Origin of the sequence: Virgibacillus salarius (assembly GCF_039521925.1) — a bacterium.
Classification (GTDB): domain Bacteria; phylum Bacillota; class Bacilli; order Bacillales; family Amphibacillaceae; genus Virgibacillus; species Virgibacillus salarius.
The window spans coordinates 1-21,920 of sequence record NZ_BAAACY010000002.1 but is presented as its reverse complement, the minus strand read 5'-3'; the positions used below and the strand labels follow the sequence as shown (position 1 = coordinate 21,920).

Annotated in this window: 17 protein-coding genes; 8 read left to right on the top strand and 9 right to left on the bottom strand. The window is 38.2% G+C overall.

Annotated features, from left to right (window positions below; translation table 11 throughout):
- Positions 1-150 precede the first annotated feature (150 nt).
- The 5 genes from ABDZ84_RS00185 to kynU form a co-directional block, all read right to left on the bottom strand.
- The gene (locus tag ABDZ84_RS00185) at positions 151-1,494 is read right to left on the bottom strand and encodes a CoA-disulfide reductase (protein WP_026682897.1); all 1,344 of its coding nucleotides are present in this window, start codon (positions 1,492-1,494) and stop codon (positions 151-153) included.
- Between the two features lie 55 nt (positions 1,495-1,549).
- Positions 1,550-2,893 (bottom strand): sodium-dependent transporter, encoded by a 1,344-nt coding sequence (locus ABDZ84_RS00180; RefSeq protein ID WP_026682898.1) that lies wholly within the window; start codon positions 2,891-2,893, stop codon positions 1,550-1,552.
- A gap of 343 nt (positions 2,894-3,236) precedes the next feature.
- A complete protein-coding gene (kynA, locus tag ABDZ84_RS00175) occupies positions 3,237-4,085 on the bottom strand; it encodes a tryptophan 2,3-dioxygenase (protein ID WP_343779223.1) in 849 nt (282 codons plus the stop codon).
- Positions 4,075-4,728, bottom strand: coding sequence for an arylformamidase (gene kynB / locus ABDZ84_RS00170; RefSeq protein ID WP_026682899.1), 654 nt, complete (start codon positions 4,726-4,728; stop codon positions 4,075-4,077). Before kynB ends, kynA begins: the two co-directional genes overlap by 11 nt.
- The gene (gene kynU / locus ABDZ84_RS00165; RefSeq protein WP_026682900.1) at positions 4,728-5,999 is read right to left on the bottom strand and encodes a kynureninase; all 1,272 of its coding nucleotides are present in this window, start codon (positions 5,997-5,999) and stop codon (positions 4,728-4,730) included. The genes kynB and kynU overlap by 1 nt, the downstream gene beginning before the upstream one ends.
- A 285-nt stretch (positions 6,000-6,284) precedes the next feature.
- Between kynU and ABDZ84_RS00160 the strand changes: the two genes are divergently transcribed.
- The 7 genes from ABDZ84_RS00160 to ABDZ84_RS00130 all read left to right on the top strand — a co-directional run bounded on the left by ABDZ84_RS00160 (position 6,285) and on the right by ABDZ84_RS00130 (position 14,785).
- Entirely contained in the window at positions 6,285-7,868 is a 1,584-nt protein-coding gene (locus tag ABDZ84_RS00160; RefSeq protein WP_205389659.1) for a Na+/H+ antiporter NhaC family protein, read from the top strand.
- 115 nt (positions 7,869-7,983) lie between these two features.
- A complete protein-coding gene (locus ABDZ84_RS00155) occupies positions 7,984-9,153 on the top strand; it encodes an aminotransferase class I/II-fold pyridoxal phosphate-dependent enzyme (RefSeq protein WP_026682902.1) in 1,170 nt (389 codons plus the stop codon).
- A 4-nt stretch (positions 9,154-9,157) separates the two neighbouring features.
- A complete protein-coding gene (locus ABDZ84_RS00150) occupies positions 9,158-10,819 on the top strand; it encodes a thiamine pyrophosphate-binding protein (RefSeq protein WP_026682903.1) in 1,662 nt (553 codons plus the stop codon).
- Between the two features lie 34 nt (positions 10,820-10,853).
- Positions 10,854-12,347: an aldehyde dehydrogenase family protein gene (locus ABDZ84_RS00145; protein ID WP_026682904.1), complete on the top strand. Its 1,494-nt coding sequence runs from the start codon at positions 10,854-10,856 to the stop codon at positions 12,345-12,347.
- A 98-nt stretch (positions 12,348-12,445) separates the two neighbouring features.
- The gene (locus ABDZ84_RS00140; protein ID WP_026682905.1) at positions 12,446-13,618 is read left to right on the top strand and encodes a saccharopine dehydrogenase family protein; all 1,173 of its coding nucleotides are present in this window, start codon (positions 12,446-12,448) and stop codon (positions 13,616-13,618) included.
- 68 nt (positions 13,619-13,686) lie between these two features.
- Positions 13,687-14,454 (top strand): IclR family transcriptional regulator, encoded by a 768-nt coding sequence (locus tag ABDZ84_RS00135; RefSeq protein ID WP_281949402.1) that lies wholly within the window; start codon positions 13,687-13,689, stop codon positions 14,452-14,454.
- 16 nt (positions 14,455-14,470) lie between these two features.
- Entirely contained in the window at positions 14,471-14,785 is a 315-nt protein-coding gene (locus tag ABDZ84_RS00130) for a DUF3870 domain-containing protein (RefSeq protein WP_121604716.1), read from the top strand.
- A 234-nt stretch (positions 14,786-15,019) separates the two neighbouring features.
- Here the strand turns inward: ABDZ84_RS00130 and ABDZ84_RS00125 are convergent, their stop codons facing one another.
- The 4 genes from ABDZ84_RS00125 to mreBH all read right to left on the bottom strand — a co-directional run bounded on the left by ABDZ84_RS00125 (position 15,020) and on the right by mreBH (position 20,416).
- Entirely contained in the window at positions 15,020-16,468 is a 1,449-nt protein-coding gene (locus ABDZ84_RS00125; RefSeq protein ID WP_343779207.1) for an NAD-dependent succinate-semialdehyde dehydrogenase, read from the bottom strand.
- Positions 16,469-16,611: 143 nt separating this feature from the next.
- Complete coding sequence (locus ABDZ84_RS00120) at positions 16,612-17,817, bottom strand: acyl-CoA dehydrogenase family protein (protein WP_026682908.1); 1,206 nt, start codon at positions 17,815-17,817, stop codon at positions 16,612-16,614.
- A 13-nt stretch (positions 17,818-17,830) separates the two neighbouring features.
- Positions 17,831-18,991 carry a CaiB/BaiF CoA transferase family protein gene (locus tag ABDZ84_RS00115; protein ID WP_026682909.1) on the bottom strand — a complete coding sequence of 387 codons (1,161 nt, stop codon included), beginning with the start codon at positions 18,989-18,991 and terminating at the stop codon, positions 17,831-17,833.
- 417 nt (positions 18,992-19,408) lie between these two features.
- Positions 19,409-20,416, bottom strand: a complete 1,008-nt coding sequence (mreBH, locus tag ABDZ84_RS00110; protein WP_026682910.1) for a rod-share determining protein MreBH — start codon at positions 20,414-20,416, stop codon at positions 19,409-19,411.
- 446 nt (positions 20,417-20,862) lie between these two features.
- On the opposite strand from mreBH, the gene ABDZ84_RS00105 reads away from it, so the two are divergent.
- Positions 20,863-21,786 (top strand): CAP domain-containing protein, encoded by a 924-nt coding sequence (locus ABDZ84_RS00105; RefSeq protein ID WP_026682911.1) that lies wholly within the window; start codon positions 20,863-20,865, stop codon positions 21,784-21,786.
- Positions 21,787-21,920 lie beyond the last annotated feature (134 nt).

The window sequence follows — 21,920 nt, the reverse complement described above, 5'->3', positions numbered from 1 at the left end:
CCCCACGGAAAGGGAAGTGGGCAGCCGGAGTGGTGGTCAAGCAAGCAGTAGCTATTATTCCATAATAGCTACTAGAGGAAGCGTGAATCTGAGCATGTAGTGATAAGGACTGAGCGAATTTTGCTTAGTTTTTCTTATTTTTGGATATAATTATTGTTCAAGTTTAGAACTGGCTTTATATCCAAGAATATTTATTGGATCCTTTGGACTAGAATAAGGTGGTGCATAACCAAGCTCTAAATCAGATAGATCAAAGACGGTTAGCTTTCCTTTGATTGCAGTGGCAAGAACTGCTAGACGCTTATCTACACCTGCATGACCAACGACCTGCCCGCCTAGAATGGTTCCATGCTGTTTATCAAATAAAACCTTTATCCAAAGCTTATCTGCTCCAGGGTAATAGCTTGCATTTGATAACGATTGAAGTGTAGCTACATCGTATGATTTTCCATAGGCTTCTAAGCTGTCACTATTATGACCAGTTGATCCAATTGTTAAATCGAATAATTTTAAAATATTGGTGCCATATGTTCCATTATACGTAATAGGTTTTCCATTTAGATGATTAGCAATGACAAAAGCTTGACGATGGGCAGGTCCTGCTAAGGCAATATTTCTCCCATGACCAGTAATTGGATCCTTTGTTTCTACTACATCTCCTAATGCATAAATACTTGGATCACTAGTTTGCATAAAAGTGTTGACTAAGATTGCGCCTGTTTTGCCAATTTCAAGGGATGCATCTACTGCAAGCTTGGTATTTGGACGAATTCCAACAGCCATGATGGTGAGATCCGCTTGAATAGTTCCTCCACTGTTTACATGTAATAGCTTTCCATCATTTGAGAAATGATGAAGGCCATCATTTAATCGTACTTCTATATTCTTTTTCGTTAGGTATTCTTGCACAATCCTAGCCATATCTGCATCAATAACATTCATTACTTGTTCAGAGCGATCAATAAGTTTGCAGGTTATTCCTTTGGCATGTAAATTTTCAATCATTTCTAAACCTACAAAGCCACCACCAATAACAGCTGCGGACTTAGGCTGATTTGTTTCGATATAAGCATGAATTGCATCCATATCAGGTATCGTATGCAAGCTAAATGTCCGTTCCCTATTCATTCCCTTAATAGAAGGCATCACTGCAGATGCTCCAGGTGACAAAATTAACGTGTTATAGGTTTCTTGATGATTGCCTGTCTTTGAGCAATAGGTAATTTCTTTATTGGAACGGTCAATGGCTGTTACCTCTGTAAACGTACGGACCTCTACCTGAAATTTCTCACTAAATTTTTCTTTGGAATATAGAATAGCATCCCTATTTTCTATAGTACCTCCGATGTAATAGGGCATTCCGCAATTGGAAAAGGATACATGGCCACCCTTCTCCAATAAAATAATCTCATCTTCTTTGTTTGCTCTACGGATTTGCGCTGCTACGGTTGCCCCACCACCAACGCCGCCAACAATAAGGATTTTTTTGGCCAACTTGATCACCTCACTTTTTAACGTTCACATTCATTTGCATTACTAGTACTTTACCCTAAATAACCCCAATTGAACCTAAAAAAACAATAATGATTGTCACTGGGACAAGCCAGCGCATTAATTGGAACCATACATGGTATATCCCATCTGATAGATTATTTGCTGAAGTAAATTCCTGTTTTATAAGGCTTTTATCCATTCTAAATCCGATAAACAGAGCAATAAATAAACAGCCACCAGGCAGCATGATATTACTCACTAGAAAATCGGAGGCGTCAAAAATAGTTAGACCGAAAATCTTAAAATCAGCAAGGCTACTAGAGGATAATGCAGCTGGTATGCCTGCAATAAATACAAGCATACCGGAAACGATGGCTGTTTTTTTACGAGAACGTTGTTTTTTCTCACTGAATGCAGATGTTATGATTTCCAGCATGCTAAAGGAAGATGTTAAGACTGCAAATAAAAATAATAGTAAGAATAAACTTAAAAACAACTCTCCAAATGGCATTTGAGCAAATGCCTCTGGAAGCACAATAAAAAGTAACCCTGGACCTTCAGCAGGTTCCAAGCCAAATGCGAATACCACTGGGAAAATAGCAAGACCAGCTAGTAAGGATACAAAAATATTCATAATAGAAACAGAGCCTGCTGACATTGGCAAGCTAACATCTTTATTTAGATAAGAACTATATGTGACCATAACGGAGATCCCTACGGCGAGTGAAAAGAAGGATTGGCCAAGTGCATATAAAACATTTTCTGCATTAAGCTTAGAAAAGTCTGGTTGAAGGAAAAAACGTAATCCTTCTATTGCTCCTTCAAAAGTTACGGATCGAATAACGAGTACAATGAAGAAAATAAATAATAATGGCATTAAGATTTTACTTGTTTTTTCAATTCCGTCCTTAATTCCAAACGAAATAACGATGATATTAATTAAAATAAATAATAAATGGCCGATGATCGTAATGAGTGGATTACCGGTTATCGTTGCGAATAATTCCCCATAATTAGCCGAATCACTTATAATCATGCCGGGTATAGAGATTGCACTATAGATTAGTACCCACCCACCAACGACACTATAAAAGGACAGAAGTAAGAATGCTCCTATAACTCCCCAATGTCCAATAAATGACCAGCCAGATTTTGGTGCAAGCTTTTGGTAGGCAGATACTGCCTCTTTCTGAGTACCTCTTCCAATAATAAATTCAGCAATTAAAATAGGAAGACCAATGATGATTGTAAATGCGATGAACAACAGGAAAAATGCTCCGCCACCATTCATTCCTGTCATATACGGGAATTTCCAAATTGCTCCTAGGCCAATTGCAGCTCCTGCTGAAGATAGGATAAATCCTAGCTTTGTTGACCATTGATCTTTTTTCTTTTCCATAAAATTTGTCTTCCTCTCTTCTTTTATTCGTTAGCTCAGATGTAATGTAGAAGACTTACTGAATAGTTCAGTCATAAATAGGGGTGTCTCAAAGGATAGCTTTGTTTCCAGACACCTGTAAAGCCCTCTTTTCGTGAACAACGTTTCGTCTTTTTGTGAGTACATACTCTCACTCCGGTGATTTACACGAAAGTTCCTCCTACTTGAGTCTCAAATCTAGCAGTTGCTATATCGCAAAGCCCTTTCTTAAACATCCCCTTTAGAATTATGTTTCACTTTATTTACATTATCCGCAAATGTCAAGCAAAATTTTTTTACAAGGTGAAGAAGATGGTGTTCCAATTTAGAGCTTTGTTCGGATTTCCCAAAGCTCAGGAAAGAAATAGTGATCTAGTACGTTTTTTAGATAGCCAACTCCAGAAGATCCACCTGTACCTATTTTATGTCCAATTATTCTTTCTACTGTTTTCATGTGTCTAAAGCGCCATTGTTGAAACCAATCCTCGATATCAACAAGCTTTTCTGCAAGTTGATACAAATCCCAATGGGAATCGACATTTTTATATACAGTCATCCAAGCCTGTTCCACAGAGTCATCCTTCTCATATGTTTTCGAAAAGTCTCGCTGGAGAATGTCTGGATTTATAGAAAACCCATTTTTTGCCAATGCTTGAATTGCCACGTCATAGAGTCCTGGAGCATGATAAGCATCCTGTAGTAATTGATGTACTTCTGGGTCCTTTTCATAGATTTTAAGGATAAAGGGTGTTTTATACCCTAGTACAAATTCAACAAGACGGTATTGATAGGATTGGAATCCAGAGGCATTACCGAGCTTATCTCTAAACTCCATATATTCTGCAGGGGTCAGTGTAGAAAGCACATCCCATGCTTGGATAATCTGCGATTGGATTTTGGAGACACGAGCTAGCATTTTAAAGGAAGCTTGAAGCTCTCCTTGTTGTATCGCACGGATTGCAGCCTGTGTTTCATGAATAATTAACTTTAGCCAAAGTTCACTAACATGGTGAATGATAATAAATAACATTTCATCATGATGATCAGAAAGTCGTTTTTGACTGGATAGTAATGTATCTAACTGCAGGTAGTCCCCATAGGTCATTTTTTTTTTAAAGTTGGTATGAATACCTTTTTCAGAACGAAATGTATCGTTTATATGTTTATTTGTCATGCTGTGCATCCTCCTTATTGATGGGACATAGGGCAGCTCGGACTGGACTTCCATCTGCACCATGAATATGTAATGGAAGCGCAATAAGCTCATATTCTCCCGGTTTAATTTGATCTAACATAATATTTTCAAGTATATGGATACCATGATCCTGTAAAGCATGGTGTGTTACAAGATCTTTACTATCTGGAGCATCTACGGAAGGCATGTCAACTCCCAGTAGGAAAACACCTAATCTTTGTAAGTACGGTGCAATATTAGGATCAAGGTTTGGTAACACATCTGGAAAGCGCTCGGGATTGTTTGGCAGCGAAGTGCGTAATAAGACGCGGTTAATCTCTGATGGCCAATGATACTGGGACAACACCTCCGCTGTTATGGTATTAGCTTGACTAACGTCAATAACTACTGATTTTCCAATATAAAGATTGATGTCTAGTTGCTCAATTGTTTTTCCATTTGAATCAAAATGGAATGGTGCATCAATATGTGTTCCAGTGTGAAGACTAGTTGTTATTTGGCCGATATTTACAGATTTTGTTTCTTGTTTTGATGCTGTAAGGGAATAGGAAAAGGGCTTATCCCCTGGCCAGTGAGCAATTTTATCAGTTAAAGGCTGTGAAATATCAATCCATTCTCCCACTATGCAATCACTCCTCGTTTGTTTTCAAAGTGCTTATAGCTCTGATTATCCATAATTGATTTTAAAATGTTTACCATTTTCCATACTTCCTCGAACGTATTATAAAGTGCTACCGGTGCTAGGCGAATGCCGTTTGGATTTCTGAAATCTGGGATGACTCGATTTGCCTTTAAGGCTTTACAAATGCGTGCAGCTTCTGGATGCTCCAAATATACATGGCCGCCCCTAATTGCTTGATCACGTGGATTAGCAATCGTAAAACCGTGATCAATCAGTTCCGTGTCTATTAAGTTCATTAAGTATTCAGTTAACAGAAGTGATTTCTTTCTAATTTTACCAATGCCAGCCTCTTCAAACATAGATAGTGAGCCTAATAATGGTGCAGCACTAAGTAGATGAGGTGTTCCAATCTGATAAGCACCAGCATCTGAAGCAGCAGTTAAGCTATGTTCCATATCGAATTGTTTTTCCTTATTGGAACTAAACCAACCTGCAAGTCCTGGATGGTTACCGAAGTGCTTTTGATGAACAAATAACCCTCCAACGCTACCTGGTCCACCATTTAAGTGTTTATATGTGCACCAAAATGCAAAGTCAACATCCCAATCATTCAGTTGATGAGGAATAGATCCGATAGAATGACAAAGATCAAAACCAATAATAATGCCACGTTTATGAGCTTCTTTTGTGATGGTTTTCATATCAAGGATTTGGCCACTACGATAGAGTACCCCTGGTAAAACAACCAATGCGATTTCATCTGTCATTGCTTCAATAATGTCGGAGGTTTCTAGGGTATGACCATTTCTACTCTTCACTTGAATGAGATGCTCCTCTGGATGGAGTCCTTTCAGCTGTAGCTGACTTTTTAGTGCATAGATGTCGGATGGGAAATTCAATTCATCCGCAAGTATCTTTGTCTTCTTACCGTTTGGTTGGAAAAAGCTTGCTGTTAGCTGATGAAGATTAGTGGTTGTTGACCCTGTAATAATAACCTCTTTCGGTTGAGCGCCTACAAGATGTGCGGACATTCTTCCTAATTTTTCTGATAAATAGAACCAAGGATGTTCACCTTCTGTCCAACCATCAATCCCATATTGCTTCCATGATTCCATAATGGTGTTGACAGCTTGTTCGGCACGTTTAGACAATAATCCAAGTGAATTTCCGTCGAAATATAAGCGCTCAGGTGATTGATAAAATTCATGTCTAAATTCGTTTAATTCGTCCTCTTTGTCTAATTCCTGTGCGTACGTAATGTCTGTATTCATGATCAAGCACCTCAATTCTTTGATTATTAGTTAAAAACACTATTCTATTCTAACAAATAATATTAGGGAATGTGTGAAAAGTCTGGTAATAACTTTACTTCCTTACTTGTTATAACGCAATTACTTCGTAAACGAAAAGTTTTTCTAGTATAAAAAAGGTATTTATTAAATAATATAGAATATTAAGAATATAAATATGGCAGTTAGTAGGGAGTGGTTCATGGTATAGGAAGCTATTATTCATCTTTGTCCTGAAAATTGAAGAAATAATAAGGGGGGAACATAATGGAATCAACAGTTTGGTCATTAGTACCACCAATTTTAGCAATTATTATGGTGTTATTAACAAAGCGAGTACTATTGTCACTAGGAGTAGGAATCGTGGCGGCAGCTCTTTTTATTGATAGTTTTGATGTTTTAGGATCTATTGTGTTGATATGGGAGGCATTTAAAGGCGTTTTTGTAGCCGAAGGAGCATGGAATACTTGGAATGTCTTTCTTCTATTATTTGTACTTATGCTTGGTATATTAACTGCTTTTGTTAGTATGATGGGCGGGACCGCAGCATTTGCAGAATGGATGATTAAACGGGTGAAAACTAGAGTAGGTGCTCAAGTCATGACAATGCTACTAGGTATTATTGTTTTTGTAGATGATTATTTTAATAGCCTTACAGTCGGTCAAGTAGCGAAGCCTGTTACAGATAAGCATCGTGTGTCTCGTGCCAAGCTAGCTTATATCGTAGATTCTACCTCTGCGCCAATTTGTGTCATTGCACCAGTTTCTAGCTGGGGAGCGTATATTATAGGGATTATTGGCACCGTATTTACAACACATGCCATTTCAGAATATAGTGCTTTTGGAGCTTTTATCCAAATTATTCCGATGAATTTTTATGTGTGGGCAGCATTGGGAGTGGCGCTAGTAATCGCTATTCGCCAAGTTGATTTTGGGCCAATGAAAAAACATGAGCAGCGAGCAATGAGTACTGGGGAGGTTTTGAATCCGGAAAATAAGGATAAGGTAGACGTGGCAGCGAAACTGCCAACAAGTGAATCAAGTCGAATTAGTGATTTGCTGATTCCAATTGCCGTATTATTCATCTCTACTATTGTTTCTATCTACGTGAATGGATTAGTAGCTATAGAGGGTGAAAAGACATTAATTAACATATTCGGAAATGCTGACGTATCTGTAGCCTTATTATATGGTGGAATCATCGGTTTAGTAATAACATTTGCGCTGTTTAGTCGTCATATTATTACGGGTAAGCTTTCAGGCAAGCACTTTATTACGGGAATCATAGGAGGAACTAAATCTATGCTTCCTGGTTTCGTCATTTTAATTTTCGCTTGGGCCATTGTAGACTTAATCGGTCAGTTAGGAACGGGTACTTATTTAGCAGGTATTGTAGAGGCCACTAATATTAGCTTAACATTTTTACCATTCATCATTTTTGTCATGGCAGGCTTTATAGCATTTTCTACAGGAACTTCATGGGGATCTTTTGGTATTCTATTGCCAATTGCTGGGGAAATTGCAGCCGCAACAGACGTGTCATTAATTCTTCCAATATTGGCAGCAGTGCTGTCTGGGGCAGTTTTTGGTGATCATTGTTCTCCTATTTCAGATACTACGATTCTGTCATCTACTGGGTCTAGCTGTCATCATATTGATCATGTTACTACCCAAATACCCTATGCACTTGTTGCAGCAATGATTGCAGGTTTAGGCTATTTAATCTTTGGTATGACAGAAAGTGTTTGGTTAGGTCTAGCTATAGTAATTGTTAGTATTACAGCTTTATTTGCTTTTACAAGAAGAAAAAATGCAACAGATAAAATCAATGAAGAGCCAATTGCAAAATAATTAGGTAATTTGTATGATTTATTTTCAGTATATTGTCAATTTTAAAAAGTTACTATATACTGTTGATATATAAATGAAATATCGTTTCAATATTTGAAACGACAGGAGGGTAATAATGGCCTTTATTTCTGATAAAGTAGAAAGCTTACCACCCTATTTGTTTTCGGAATTTCAGAAAAAGAAAGAGCAGCTTCTCGCAAAGGGAGTAGATGTTATCGACTTAGGGATAGGTGCTCCTGATTTGCCAACTCCGGAATTTATTTGTAAGGTTCTAGCAGAAGAGGTGATGCATACAGAAAATCACCGCTATTCCACATACAGTGGATGTAGGGAGTTTAAGGAAGCGGTAGCTGAATTCTATTTAAAGCGGTATCGCGTTTCGCTGGATCCCGATTCAGAAGTGCTAGCGCTTATTGGCTCTAAAGAGGGTATAGCTAATTTGATACAAGCGGTCATCAATCCCGGAGACAAAGTAATCGTACCTGATCCAGGGTATCCTGTTTATCGTAATGGAGTTCATTTAGCTGGAGGAGAGAGTGTTTCATTACTTCTAGATAAAGAGAATAATTATATTCCCATGTATTCCAGTCTTACTAAAAAAGATGCGCTAGAAGCAAAGCTAATGTTTCTTAATTACCCTAGCAACCCAACTGCTACGGTAGCTGATATAAGCACTTATTTGGAAGCGATTACATTTTGTCATGATCATCAAATTGTTTTAGCTAATGATGCAGCATATGATCTTGTGACATTTGGAGACCATCGAGCCCCAAGTGTTTTACAAGTACCTGATGCCAAGGATTATGCTGTTGAGCTAGGATCATTATCCAAAAGTTTTAATATGACTGGTTGGCGGATTGGCTATGTCGTAGGTAATAGGAAGATCATAAAGGCCCTGTCTACATTAAAGAGTAATATTGATACATGCCAGTTTATTCCGATACAGAAGGCAGCAGCAGCAGCTTTAAGAGGTGACTTCTCGACAGTACAAGAAAATAATATGATTTACAAACACCGTATGGAGAAACTGTACAATGCATTAAGGGAAGTAGGTATATCTGCTGCAAAACCAAAGGGAACTATATTTATCTGGGCTGAAGTACCAGATGGATACACATCGCTTGAATTTGCGAATCAATTATTGGACGAAGTAGGTCTTATTGTTACACCTGGGACAGCTTTTGGAACACAGGGCGTAGGGTTTATTCGAATTACACTTTCTGTAAGTTCGAAACGATTGGATGAAGTGATCAGCCGCTTAAAGCAGCTTAATTGGAAAGGGTGACAATATGCAAGTTACGAATACAACAGAGACAGCAGCAAAAGCCATTATTACCTGTTTAAAAAGAGAAGGTATAGAACGTGTGTTTTGCGTGCCAGGAGAAAGTTATCTGCCTGTACTAGACGCATTACATGACGAAACATCTATTCAAGTAATCTCGGCAAGACATGAAGGCGGAGCTGCTTTTATGGCGGAGGGCTATGCAAAATCAGCGCTGAAGCCTGGTATTGTTCTTGCAACAAGAGGAGTAGGTGCGGCAAACCTTTCCATTGGTGTACATACAGCTTATCAGGATTCCACACCAATGGTTGTGTTTCTTGGGCAGGTGCATAGTAAATTTAGAGGTAAAGAGGGCTTTCAAGAAGTAGATTTAGATCAATACTTTCAATCTATTGCTAAATGGGCGGTTGAATTAAAGGATGCAGAGCGGACTCCAGAGATTGTGCAGCGCGCTTTTCGAATTGCCACGTCAGGACGACCAGGGCCTGTTATCATTTCGTTGCCAGAGGATGTTCTAAAACAGGAAGCACGGATGAAGTATGGACCAGTGATTCATAGACCAACTCCTGCACCATCGATGACAGAAGTGAAAAAAGTCGAGAGCCTTTTGGATAGTGCCAAGCGTCCGGTAATTATTGCTGGAGGTGGAGTGAAAAGTGCAGGCGCTGAACAGCAATTAAAGCAGTTTGCAGAAACATATCATTTACCTGTAGTTACTGCCTTTCGACGTCATGATGTATTCCCGAACAACCATTTGTTATATGCCGGTCATTTAGGACTTGGCACAGCAAAAGAAATATTGGAGACAGTTTGTGCAGCAGATGTTGTCTTGGCAATGGGAACGAGACTTTCTGAAGTAACGACCCAGGATTATTCGCTTTTGTCACCTGATCAAACACTGATCCACATTGATATTGATTATAACAGTATTGGAAAAAGCTTTACACCAGTTCTTGGCATCGTAGCTGATATGAAAGAGGCGCTTTATCAACTTGAAAAAATTACTGTTAAGCAATCGTGGACAACGTGGGCATTTGAACGAAATGCAGCCTTTATCAGGGCAAGTCGCTTAGAAGTAGAAACAGAAGACCCTATTAATTCTCATATTATCGATTATTTAATCAAAACGTTACCGGAGAATGCCTTAATTACAAATGATGCCGGTAACTTTGCTGGCTGGGTCCATAGCTACTATCCTTTTAAGTATCCCCATACGTATGTAGGTCCTACCTCTGGAGCAATGGGTTATGGGATGCCAGGGGCTATCGGGGCTAAGCTCGCTCTTCCAGATCGGTTAGTTGTTTCATTTTCTGGAGATGGCGGTTTTATGATGACGTGCCAAGAGCTGGAAACAGCTGTAAGATATGATATTCCTATCATATGTCTCGTTTTTAATAATAAGATGTATGGTACGATCCGGATGCATCAGGAAATGCATTACCCCACGAAGGTGATGGCAACAGATTTAGGGGATGTTTCCTTTAAAGACTTAGCAATTAGCTTAGGAGCAGTGGGGTACTGTGTGTCATCATCTCAGGAATTTAAGGTTGCTTTTGCAGAGGCTTGTCAGCTTAAAAGGCCTGTGTTGATTGAGATCTTAACGGATAAGGAGCAGATTTCTGTTTCATCAACAATATCACAAATACGTGATCGAGCTATGGAACAGTAATATAAATTGGAAAAATTAAAGGAGGTTTTTTCAGATGACAGCAACGTTGCAAACAAAGAAACTATCAAATTTTATTAATGGCGAGTGGGTGACGGTAGATTCATCGACAGCTGTTATTAATCCAGCGAATGGGGAAGAAATCGTTCAAGTACCTTTATCTGGAAAGGAAAGTGTTGATGTCGCTGTAGCAGCGGCTAAGCAAGCACAGAAAGAATGGGCATTGGTTCCTGCACCGCAGCGAGCAGAGGTGTTGTATCAAGTTGGGAACATAATGAAAGAACGAAAAGAGAGGCTATCTCAATTATTAACCATGGAAAATGGAAAAGTAATTGAAGAGGCTCGGGGAGAAGTTCAAGAAGGAATTGATATGGCCTTTTATATGGCTGGTGAAGGGCGTAGATTATTTGGGCAAACAACTCCAGCTGAATTAAAGGATAAATTTGCAATGAGTCAGCGTTGTCCTGTTGGTGTTGTTGGTATTATTACTCCGTGGAACTTTCCAATAGCTATTGCCACATGGAAGTCGTTCCCTGCAATTGTTGCTGGAAATGCAGTAATTTGGAAACCAGCTACGGAGACACCAATCATGGCATATGAGTTAGCAAAGATATTTGAAGAAGCAGGTCTGCCAAAGGGAGTAATCAACGTTGTATTTGGTGGAGGTTCTATCGTTGGCGATGCCATGGTTCACCATGACGATATTCGAATTATTTCTTTTACAGGATCAAATGAGACTGGTAGAAACATTGCAGCAGAATGTGGAAAGCAATTAAAGAAAGTATCTTTGGAGATGGGTGGCAAGAACGCAGTTATTGTAATGGATGATGCAGACATTGATCTTGCAGTCGAAGGGATTCTTTGGAGTGCATTCGGTACAAGTGGTCAGCGCTGTACTGCCTGTAGTAGAGTAATTGTTCATGAGCGTGTAAAAGAAACGCTTGAAGAAAGATTATTAGTAGAGATGGAGAAATTGACGATTGGAGATGGGCTAGATCAATCGGTAAAAGTTGGACCTATTATTAATAAATCAGGTTTGAATAAGATTAAGCAATATGTAGAAATTGGAAAAGAAGAGGGAGCGAAACTATTGGCTGGAGGCTTTGTATGGCAGAATGGAGTAAGTCAAGGTGGACATTATTTTGCACCAACTCTATTTACGGATGCCAAGCCTTCGATGCGGATTGCCCAGGAAGAAATATTTGGCCCAGTTGTCTCTCTAATTCCTGTAAAAAGCTTTGAGGAAGCGATTGAAGTGAATAATGGGGTTAGCTATGGTTTATCAAGCTCTATATTTACGAAAGATGTGAATCAAGTATTCCAAGCCCAACGTGATTTAGATACTGGAATTGTCTATGTTAATGCAGGTACTACTGGAGCAGAGATTCATTTACCATTTGGTGGTACAAAGGGAACCGGCAATGGTCACCGCGATTCAGGTGTGCAAGCATTGGACGTATTTACGGAGTGGAAAGCAGTTTATGTAGATTATAGTGGAAAACTGCAACGTGCTCAAATCGATGTCGATTAGTAAATAAAAGTAAATCTTCATCGGGTAGGGTATTACTACCCGTTAACCAGCGACAGACTGGAATACTTCATGAATATGATGTAGAAGGAGTGGATGGAATGAAGATAGGGGTATTAGGATCAGGATTAATGGGTAAAGAAGCTGCACGTGATTTGGTTACAAGTGAAGGAGTTACTGCTGTAGGATTAGCAGATATTGATTTAGCACGCGCACAAGATATATGTGAGCAATTACAATCCTCGAAATTGACTGCATATCAGGTCAACGCAGCTGATAAACAGGAATTAGCTAATTATATGCGCCGATTTGACGTGATTATTAATGCATTATTTTATTCGTTTAATGAAGTAGTTGCGCAAACTGCAATTGAGGTCGGAGTAAATGCTGTTGATTTAGGTGGACATATTGGCCATATGACAGATAAAGTCTTAGCTTTGAAAGAGGAAGCCAAAGCTGCTGGAGTTACTTTAATTCCAGATCTAGGGGTAGCCCCTGGAATGATTAATATTCTTTCTGGATACGGTAACAGTAAATTAGATAAGCTAGAATCTATAAAACTCTATGTTGGTGGGATTCCAGTTAAACCAGAAGCACCGCTTGAATATAATCATGTATTTTCGATGGAAGGTGTATTTGATCATTATACAGATCCATCCTTGATTATACGAGACGGAGTGAAGCAGGAGATTCCATCTTTGTCTGAAGTAGAGCGAGTCTATTTTGAAAAATTTGGACCGCTTGAAGCATTTCACACTTCAGGTGGTACTTCAACTCTCTCTATATCTTATCCTCATTTGCAGACACTAGAATATAAGACGATTCGCTACCCAGGTCATGCGGAGAAGTTTAAGCTTTTAGTAGATTTAAACTTAACACGTACGGACTATCAAGTGGATATTAATGGTCAACAAGTAAGTCCAAGAGATGTTTTCTTAAAGGTTCTTGACCCAATTGTCGAGCTAGGAGAAAAAGATGATGCGGTTTTATTACGTGTTGTTGTCTCTGGTCAAAAGGACGGACAATCTACGACGTATTCGTATGAAATGACGACATATAAAGATAGAAAAACCCAAGTAACTGCTATGGCTAGAGCAACAGCTAACACTATTTCGGTTGTAGCACAAATGATTGCCAACCAAACAATTACAAAGAAAGGTGTCTATCCGCCAGAGCAAATTGTTCCAGGTGATCCATACATGAAGGAAATGGCAAAACGTGGGGTAAACATTATGGAAAAAGAAAACGTAGTAAAGACACATGTTAAGATATAGATAGATTTTTCATCCCTCTGCAATGAAGCGGAGGGATTTAACTTTAAATCTCAGCAAGGAGTCTATCGATGAATCAAAGCGTAATGAAAGCATTAAAAATTGTAGAGTTATTTAGAGAAGGTGCTCAAGAATTATCCTTAAAAGAGATCTCCAATCAAGCGAAAATGCCAAAACCTACTGCTTATCGATTACTAACCACGTTAGAACAAAATGGTTATCTAAACAAAACGAAGGAAACGGAGCATGATGTGAAATACCAATTAGGGTTGAAATTTTTGGAGCTAGGAAATTTAGTTTCTGATAGACTTGAAGTAAGGGGGATAGCTTTACCTTATATGGAGAAATTAGCAAAGGAAATTAATGAAGTTATCCACCTTGTCATCGTGAATCAAAATGAGGCTACTTATATTGAAAAGGTAGAAAGCTCAAGAGCACTTCGTCTTAATACTAGAATTGGTAGGAGTGTACCATTATATATTGGGTCTGGACCAAAATTGCTTCTGGCCTTTTTGACAAGTGAGCGGCAGGAGGCTATTATCAATCAATCGGAGCTTATATCTACACATCATCCGATTAATAAAGAGCAGTTAAAGGAAGAAGTAAAGCAAATTCAAAAAAATGGTTATGCATATAGCATTGGAGAGCAGGATGAGGATACGACAGGAATATCCTATCCGATCTATAATTTTCAACAAAAGGTTGTTGCTTCATTAGCAGTAAGTGGTCTTTCCAGCCATTTCGAAGGAATTAATTTGGAGTTAATAAAACAAGAAACAGCTAAAACTGCAGCTGAAATTTCACAAAAGCTGGGCTATCAATCAGCTGATCAAGATTAGAGGAGGGATTTGTAACTTGAATACAGTATTCATTGCAGGGCATGCTCGTTTGCCTTCAGGAATGGCAGCCCAAAGCATTTATCAGACCTTAACAATTACAGCTGAAATTGATAAAAAATACGGTGTTATTGTGGCAGCGGGCTGTACATTAGCTACGGATCATGGAAAAGATTTTGTCCAGCAATTATTAAGAGGTCATAGTCTACAGGATGGTATCGAAAAACCAGTTGAACTTATTAAGAAACATTACTTAGGGAAAGCAGGTAATGCATTATCATCGGCTTTGAAGGATTTGTATAAACAATATCAAAGCTGTTATGAACAAACATAAATGAACATGTACAAGGGTATTAGATTTCGGCAAAAATTGGGAACTTGAAAGAATACGAGTTTTGTATGAACGACAATTGGGAACGGTGGTCTGATAGGGGAATGCTCACCTCAACAAAGGAAATGAATATGATTGTTATGGAAAAATGGTGTTCCTTTATAAAATGCATATCTAGTATGTAGGAAAAGAAGCTGTCTTTTTGAGACAGCCCCCTTTTAGCAATAAATCTAGTTATTATTGATCAATACCAATAGATATATATTTTTTCTCTACGAATTCATCCATACCATGATGGCCACCTTCTTTTCCGATACCTGATTGCTTTATACCACCAAATGGAGCCTCGGGCGTTGCAGGGAAGACGTCATTAACACCGACAATACCATAATCAAGCTTTTCTGAAACGCGGATAGCTCGATTGGTATTTTCCGTAAATATATATGCTGCTAGCCCGTAATCCGTATTGTTTGCCTTTTGAGTGACATCCACTTCATCTGTGAATGTTTGGATAGGTATAACTGGTCCAAAGGTTTCTTCGTGCATAATTTTCATGTCTTCTGTAACATTAGATAAAATCGTTGGTTGATAATAATGACCTGGTAAATCACCTTCCCACAGCTTTCCTCCGTGAGCTACAACAGCTCCTTTATCCATTGCATCCTCTACATGAGATTGTACCTTTTCACAGGCTTGCTTATTTATTAATGGCCCAATCTCTGTATCTTTTTCTATTCCTAAACCTATCTTTAGATTTTTTACTTTTTCTTTTAAAAGCTGTGCAAATTTATCCGCGATAGAGGAATGAACATATAAGCGGTTTGTGCATATACATGTTTGCCCATTATTTCTAAATTTACTTCCTAAAACGAGTGACGTTGCTTTTTCAATATCAGCATCTGCAAAGACAATACTTGGAGCATGACCACCTAGCTCAAGCGATAATTTCTTTAAGTGTTCGGCACTTTCTCTCATTAAATATTTCCCAACAGCAGTTGATCCAGTAAAAGTAATTAGACGCACATTTTTATTGGTGAGTAATCGTTTTCCAATTGCCCGTGCATCACCAGTTACTAGATTTACTACACCTTTAGGCAATCCAGCACGTTCAAATAGCTTGATAATTTCTATTGCGGATAAAGGTGTCTCTGGGGCTGGTTTTAATACTACTGTACAGCCAGCGGCTAATGCAGGAGCTAATTTACGGGTAATCATCGATGAAGGGAAGTTCCATGGTGTTATTGCTCCTACAACGCCTACCGCTTGAGGAATGACAACAAGTCGCTTGGATTTTATGGAAGAAGGGATCCACTCGCCGTAATTCCTGCTCGCTTCCTCTGCATACCAAAGCAGAAAACCAGCAGCACCTTTTACTTCTCCAATTGCTTCTTTTAAAGGCTTCCCTTGCTCCAATGTTAGTATTTTACCGAGACGTTCTGCATCATCAAGTATGAGTTGAGAAGCTCTATATAAATAACGTGACCTTTCTCTTCCGGTTTTGTTGCTCCATACAGGAAATGCTTCTGAAGCAGCTTGAATAGCCCGATCCGTTTCTTTCCCTCCAGCAAAAGCAACATGAGTTATAGGTTCTAAGGTAGCTGGATTATAAATTGTATCAGTTGTATCTTCATGAATATCTTCCCACACTCCATTAATAAATACGCTCCTTGTAAATGCATCAAACATGATAAAGCCTCCTTTTAAAAAAGATCAAACACCCGGTAGCAAACCAGGTGCATCACTACTATTACTTTATTCTCCAAGTAATTCCTATTAGAACCTTAATGAAGCGATTATCTAAAAATCTCACCATCTCTTGCTGTTTTTAGTCAGTTAATCAATTCATTTTGCTCCCATGCAGGTAGCATGTTGTTTAATGTTTTATCTTTACGATAGCCAAGCACATATTCAGCCTGCATAATCGTGTGAATTTCACGTGTCCCTTCATAGATGACAGGTGCCTTAGAATTACGTAAGTAGCGTTCTACTGGATATTCATCAGAAAACCCATAGGCACCATGAATTTGGACAGCATCATCTGCAGCCTTATTAGCGAAATCACAGGCCTGCCATTTTGCTAATGAGGTTTCCCTTGTATTGCGTTTTCCTGCGTTTTTTAATTCTCCAGCACGATAAACAAGCAATTTACTCATTTGCAAACCCGCTTCCATATTTGCAATCATTTGTTGAACTAATTGATGTTTACCAATTTCTTTACCAAAAGTTGCTCGTTCATGACAATATTTAATACTTGCCTCTAGACAAGCCATGATTTGGCCCACTGCTCCAGCTGCAACTGTAAATCTACCATTGTCCAGTGCAGACATAGCGATTTTGAAGCCTTCTCCTTCTTCGCCAAGTAAATTTTCCTTTGGTACTTTAATATGATCGAAGAATATTTCACCGGTGTTTCCAGAACGAATGCCTAATTTACCTTTAATTGCTTTAGAAGAAAAACCTTCCCATTCCCTTTCAATAATGAAAGCCGAGATTCCTTTATGCTTTTCAGATCGTTCTTTTGTATAGGCGAAAACGATAAAGTTATCGGCAGTATCGCATAACGAAATCCATGTTTTTTGACCATTAAGAATATAATAGTCACCTTGCTTTGTTGCAGTTGTCTCTAATGCTGCAACATCTGATCCAGCGCCAGGCTCCGTTAAACCAAAAGCACCGATCTTTTTTCCCTGTGCTTGAGGTACTAAGTACTTCTGTTTTTGTTCTTCATTCCCCCACTGTAATAAAGTCATACTATTTAAACCAGTATGAACGGATACGGCAGTACGAAATGCAGTATCTCCACGTTCAAGCTCTTCGCAAACAATAGCAAGGGCGTTATAATCCATACCGCTTCCTCCATATTCCTCTGGAATACATACACCCATTAAACCTAAATTTGCGAGCTTTTGTATGATCGTAGGGTCAAATTTTCCTTCCCTATCCCATTGAGAAATATAAGGCATTATTTCTTTATCCGTGAACGTTCTTACGGTGTCTCTTAACATATTTTGTTCCTCCGTGAAATTGAAATTCATTTAAACAACTCCCTTATATTTTTTTATTTGATACACCTAATTGCTTGAAAATTACACTATTATGTTCTCCGGCATCAGGTGGATGGTGCCTATAAGTAACTGGCGTACGTGATAATTTTAATGGACTTCCTATCATATTAATTGTTCCTGCGGTAGGGTGGGGAAGATTAATAAACATTTCACGGGCAAGTAACTGTTTATCGTTTGCTACCTCAGCAATGTTTTGAATAGGACCACATGGTATTTTCTGTTGTTTGCATTTTTCTAACCAGTCGTTAGTAGGATAATGCAACAATACATTTTGGAGCAGAGGAATTAACTCTTCTCGATGCTCCACTCGATTAGGATTAGTCAGAAACCGTGGATCTGTTTTTAATTCAGGCTTATTAATAACGTCGCAGAGTGCCTGGAATTGTCTATCATTCCCTACTGCAATTACCATCTCACCATCTTTTGTTTTGAAGGTCTGATACGGTACAATGTTTGCATGGTTATTTCCCAATGGAGTTGGTATCTTACCTGACATTAAATAATTGCTACCTATATTAACAAGTGCACTGACCGCAGTATCGTATAAAGCTATATCTAATTTTTGCCCTTTTCCAGACTGGCTTCTTTCCAGCAGTGCACCTTGAATACCTATGCATGCATATAATCCTGTCAGAATATCCGTTATTGCTACACCTAGCTTTTGTGGTCCAGTATCTTCATCTCCAGTAATGCTCATTAAACCACTCATAGCTTGAATAATAAAATCGTATCCAGGCATGGCCTGATAAGGTCCAGTTTCACCAAAACCAGTAATAGAGCAGTAGATGAGACCGGGATTTATTTCCGAAAGCGTTTCGTAGTCTAATTCGAATCGTTCCATCGTTCCAGTCCGAAAATTATTGATGACGACATCGCTCTCTCTAATCAGTTCTTTAATTTGTTTTATTCCTTCTTTAGACTTTAAATCGATCGTAATACTCTTTTTATTACGATTCGTACAAAGATAATACGCACTTACTCCTTCTTGAAAGGGCGGTCCCCATTTCCGAGTTTCATCACTTCCACCTGGTGCTTCTACTTTAATAACCTCTGCACCAAGATCACCAAGAACCATTGTGCAATAAGGTCCTGCTAGTACTCTTGATAAATCAAGTATACGAATATGCTCTAAAGCACCTGCCATGTTTTCACTCCTTTTTGTAGAATTAAAAAGCCAATTCAAACTAAATTACAGTGCACTGTAATTTGAGTTGAACTGGCTTTTACCTGTTGATACGGCTCTGGTATGGAGCTGTGAACAGGTTAGGCAGCTTATTGATAGGTAAATAGATGAACGAAAATCAATAATGCATATGCAGTTAATTCTTATTATTCAGTATACTATTATCTATTTGGTTTGTAAACGTTTTCTTTATGGGTTTATGAATATGGAGAATGAGTGGTATTTGTGCAAAATTAGGATGTGTATAAAGAAAGCTTGTAAAGAAACAAAGGGGTCTCTTTACAAGCAGATTAAGAAGAAGTCTAGTATTTATTTTATAAGTAGTCTAAACCTCGTTGCTCAACTATTTTATCCATAGGAGTTTTAGAAGTTCTTTTATTATTTGGTTGCTTTTTGTAATTTATTAATCATTTTTAGGGCTCTGCCTGTTCCAATAGCAACGGATTCAAGTGGATTTGGTGCCAGATGTACTGGAACGATAATTTCTGTAGAAAGCCATTCCTGCATGCCATTTAATAGCGCGCCACCACCAGTTAAAACAATCCCGTGATCTACTATATCTCCACTTAGCTCTGGTGGGCAATTTTCAAGTGTTGAACGAATTGTTTCTAATACTTGCTCTAAAGACTCTTTCAATGCAATATGAATTTCCTTTGATGTAATGGTAACTGTTTTAGGTAGTCCTGTTACCATATCTCGTCCTCGAATTTCCATTGTTTCTTCCTTATGATTCGGATGAGCATAGCCAATTTCCATTTTAATATTTTCTGCTGTCCGCTCTCCAATTAAAATATTATAGTTTTTACGGATATGATGAATAATTTCTTCATCCATTTTGTCTCCACCGATACGAACGGAATTACAGGAAACAACTCCACCGAAAGATATGATACCAACCTCTGAAGTTCCACCACCAATATCAACAATAACATTTGCAATGGGCTCATCAACTGGTAGGTCTGCACCAATTGCAGCAGCGATTGGTTCTTCGATTAGATGTACGTGTTTTGCACCATAGCTTGTTACAGCGTTATGAATAGCACGGCGTTCTACTGTTGTACTTCCAGAAGGAGTACAAACAACTACAACTGGTTTACGCATGGACATTCCGATTTTTTTGCTCACTTTTTTCAAGAATTCTTTAAGCATTTGAGCAGTTACATCATAATCTGCGATTACACCATCTTTTAACGGGCGAATAGGTATAATGTTTTGCGGTGTTTTCCCTACCATTTCTTTTGCTTCAGCTCCAACCGCAACTACTTGTTTTGTATTTACATCAATAGCAACAACAGAAGGTTCATTTAATACAATACCTTTAGATTTCGAATATATGAGTATATTAGCAGTACCAAGGTCGATTCCAATCTCAGCAGTAGATAACATAATTTAGATCCTCCAATGATGACAATTTTATCTTTTATAATAGTTCTCTTATTGATTATAGTTTTAGGGGGTAGATATACAAGTGTTACTTTTTGGAAAAATAATTAAGAGATGAAAAGACTATTATACTACAATGTAAAGAAGATTTGCCCCTATTTTACGTGACATTTCTATTACAAATTGTTAGAAGCTGTAATATAACATCTGGATTTGCAACCATGTCAACACTAATTTTATTGTAATTTTTTCCTATATATTGTTATTTTTCCTGTGTACGCTTTTCGCTAAAAAAATGAATCCCTATAAATAATAGGTTTAGAGAATTGCTAATACCATGTTCGCATGTGAGTCAATCGATTGGCAAGCTCTTCCATAAATATTACAAAAAATCCATGCTATGATGATTTTGCACGAAACAAAACAACGATAAGGAGCGTGTCACATCAATGATTAAAAAGATAGGCATAGTTACTGCATTATCTACTGCATTACTATTTGGAGGGGCTTTTTCATCTTCTGCTGATGCTTCTGCAAAAGACTTTTCGCAGAATCATATATACAAAATCTTCTATTCTATTAATGGGGATTGGAAGAGTATTTCTGAGGATAATTTAAATGATTTACTAGCTAAATATATGAATAAATTCCAATTAAACTGGAATGAAATCAATTGGGATAAAATTCATGTCGAAAAGCAAGATAAATCAAACGCAGAAAAACCAGCAAAAAATGAAAAACCTGCCAAAGAAGATCAAGCAGATCAAAACGACAAACCGGCTAAAGAACAAGAAAAATCAGAAGAACCTAAGCAACCAGCTAAAGAACAAGAGAAACCTGAAGAGCCAAAACAACCAGAACAATCAGAGGAAACACCAGATAAAGAACAGCCTGCCGAGGAGCAGCAACCTGAAAAACAACCAGAGCAAAATAATAATCAACAACAAACAGAAGAACAACCTAGTCAAAATGAAGAGCAAGCACAATCTCAAGAATTAAGTCAGTTTGAGCAAGAAGTAGTTGATTTGACAAACCAAGAAAGAGCTAAGCAAGGTCTACCAGCTCTTAAAGTGGATACAGAGCTAAGTAAAGTTGCGCGTGAAAAATCAAAAGATATGGCAACAAATGGCTACTTTTCACACAATAGTCCAAATTATGGTTCTCCATTTGATATGATGAAGCAGTTTGGTATTAGCTATAAAACAGCAGGTGAAAATATTGCTAAAGGGCAAAGAACTCCTCAAGAAGTAGTGAATGCTTGGATGAACAGTGAAGGTCACCGTGCAAATATTATGAATGCTAATTTCACTCACATTGGAGTGGGGTATGTTGAGCAAGGCAATCACTGGACTCAACAATTTATTGGAAAATAAGTAGTTTAGGAGATTGACTGAGGTCAATCTCTTTTTTTATAAGTTAAGAAAGTATAAAATCAGCGCAATGACTGCGTTAAGCCAAGTAGTTATTTTGAAATGTTTGATGTATATTGGCAATGCTCCGACGAATT

Coding starts and splice junctions, on each gene's coding strand:
- ABDZ84_RS00160 (WP_205389659.1), top strand. CDS start 6,285: ATGGAATCAACAGTTTGGTCATTAGTACCACCAATTTTAGCAATTATT.
- mreBH (WP_026682910.1), bottom strand. CDS start 20,416: ATGTTATCTACTGCTGAGATTGGAATCGACCTTGGTACTGCTAATATA.
- ABDZ84_RS00135 (WP_281949402.1), top strand. CDS start 13,687: ATGAATCAAAGCGTAATGAAAGCATTAAAAATTGTAGAGTTATTTAGA.
- ABDZ84_RS00180 (WP_026682898.1), bottom strand. CDS start 2,893: ATGGAAAAGAAAAAAGATCAATGGTCAACAAAGCTAGGATTTATCCTA.
- ABDZ84_RS00145 (WP_026682904.1), top strand. CDS start 10,854: ATGACAGCAACGTTGCAAACAAAGAAACTATCAAATTTTATTAATGGC.
- ABDZ84_RS00105 (WP_026682911.1), top strand. CDS start 20,863: ATGATTAAAAAGATAGGCATAGTTACTGCATTATCTACTGCATTACTA.
- ABDZ84_RS00125 (WP_343779207.1), bottom strand. CDS start 16,468: ATGTTTGATGCATTTACAAGGAGCGTATTTATTAATGGAGTGTGGGAA.
- ABDZ84_RS00155 (WP_026682902.1), top strand. CDS start 7,984: ATGGCCTTTATTTCTGATAAAGTAGAAAGCTTACCACCCTATTTGTTT.
- ABDZ84_RS00140 (WP_026682905.1), top strand. CDS start 12,446: ATGAAGATAGGGGTATTAGGATCAGGATTAATGGGTAAAGAAGCTGCA.
- ABDZ84_RS00120 (WP_026682908.1), bottom strand. CDS start 17,817: ATGAATTTCAATTTCACGGAGGAACAAAATATGTTAAGAGACACCGTA.
- kynA (WP_343779223.1), bottom strand. CDS start 4,085: ATGACAAATAAACATATAAACGATACATTTCGTTCTGAAAAAGGTATT.
- ABDZ84_RS00150 (WP_026682903.1), top strand. CDS start 9,158: ATGCAAGTTACGAATACAACAGAGACAGCAGCAAAAGCCATTATTACC.
- ABDZ84_RS00115 (WP_026682909.1), bottom strand. CDS start 18,991: ATGGCAGGTGCTTTAGAGCATATTCGTATACTTGATTTATCAAGAGTA.
- kynU (WP_026682900.1), bottom strand. CDS start 5,999: ATGAATACAGACATTACGTACGCACAGGAATTAGACAAAGAGGACGAA.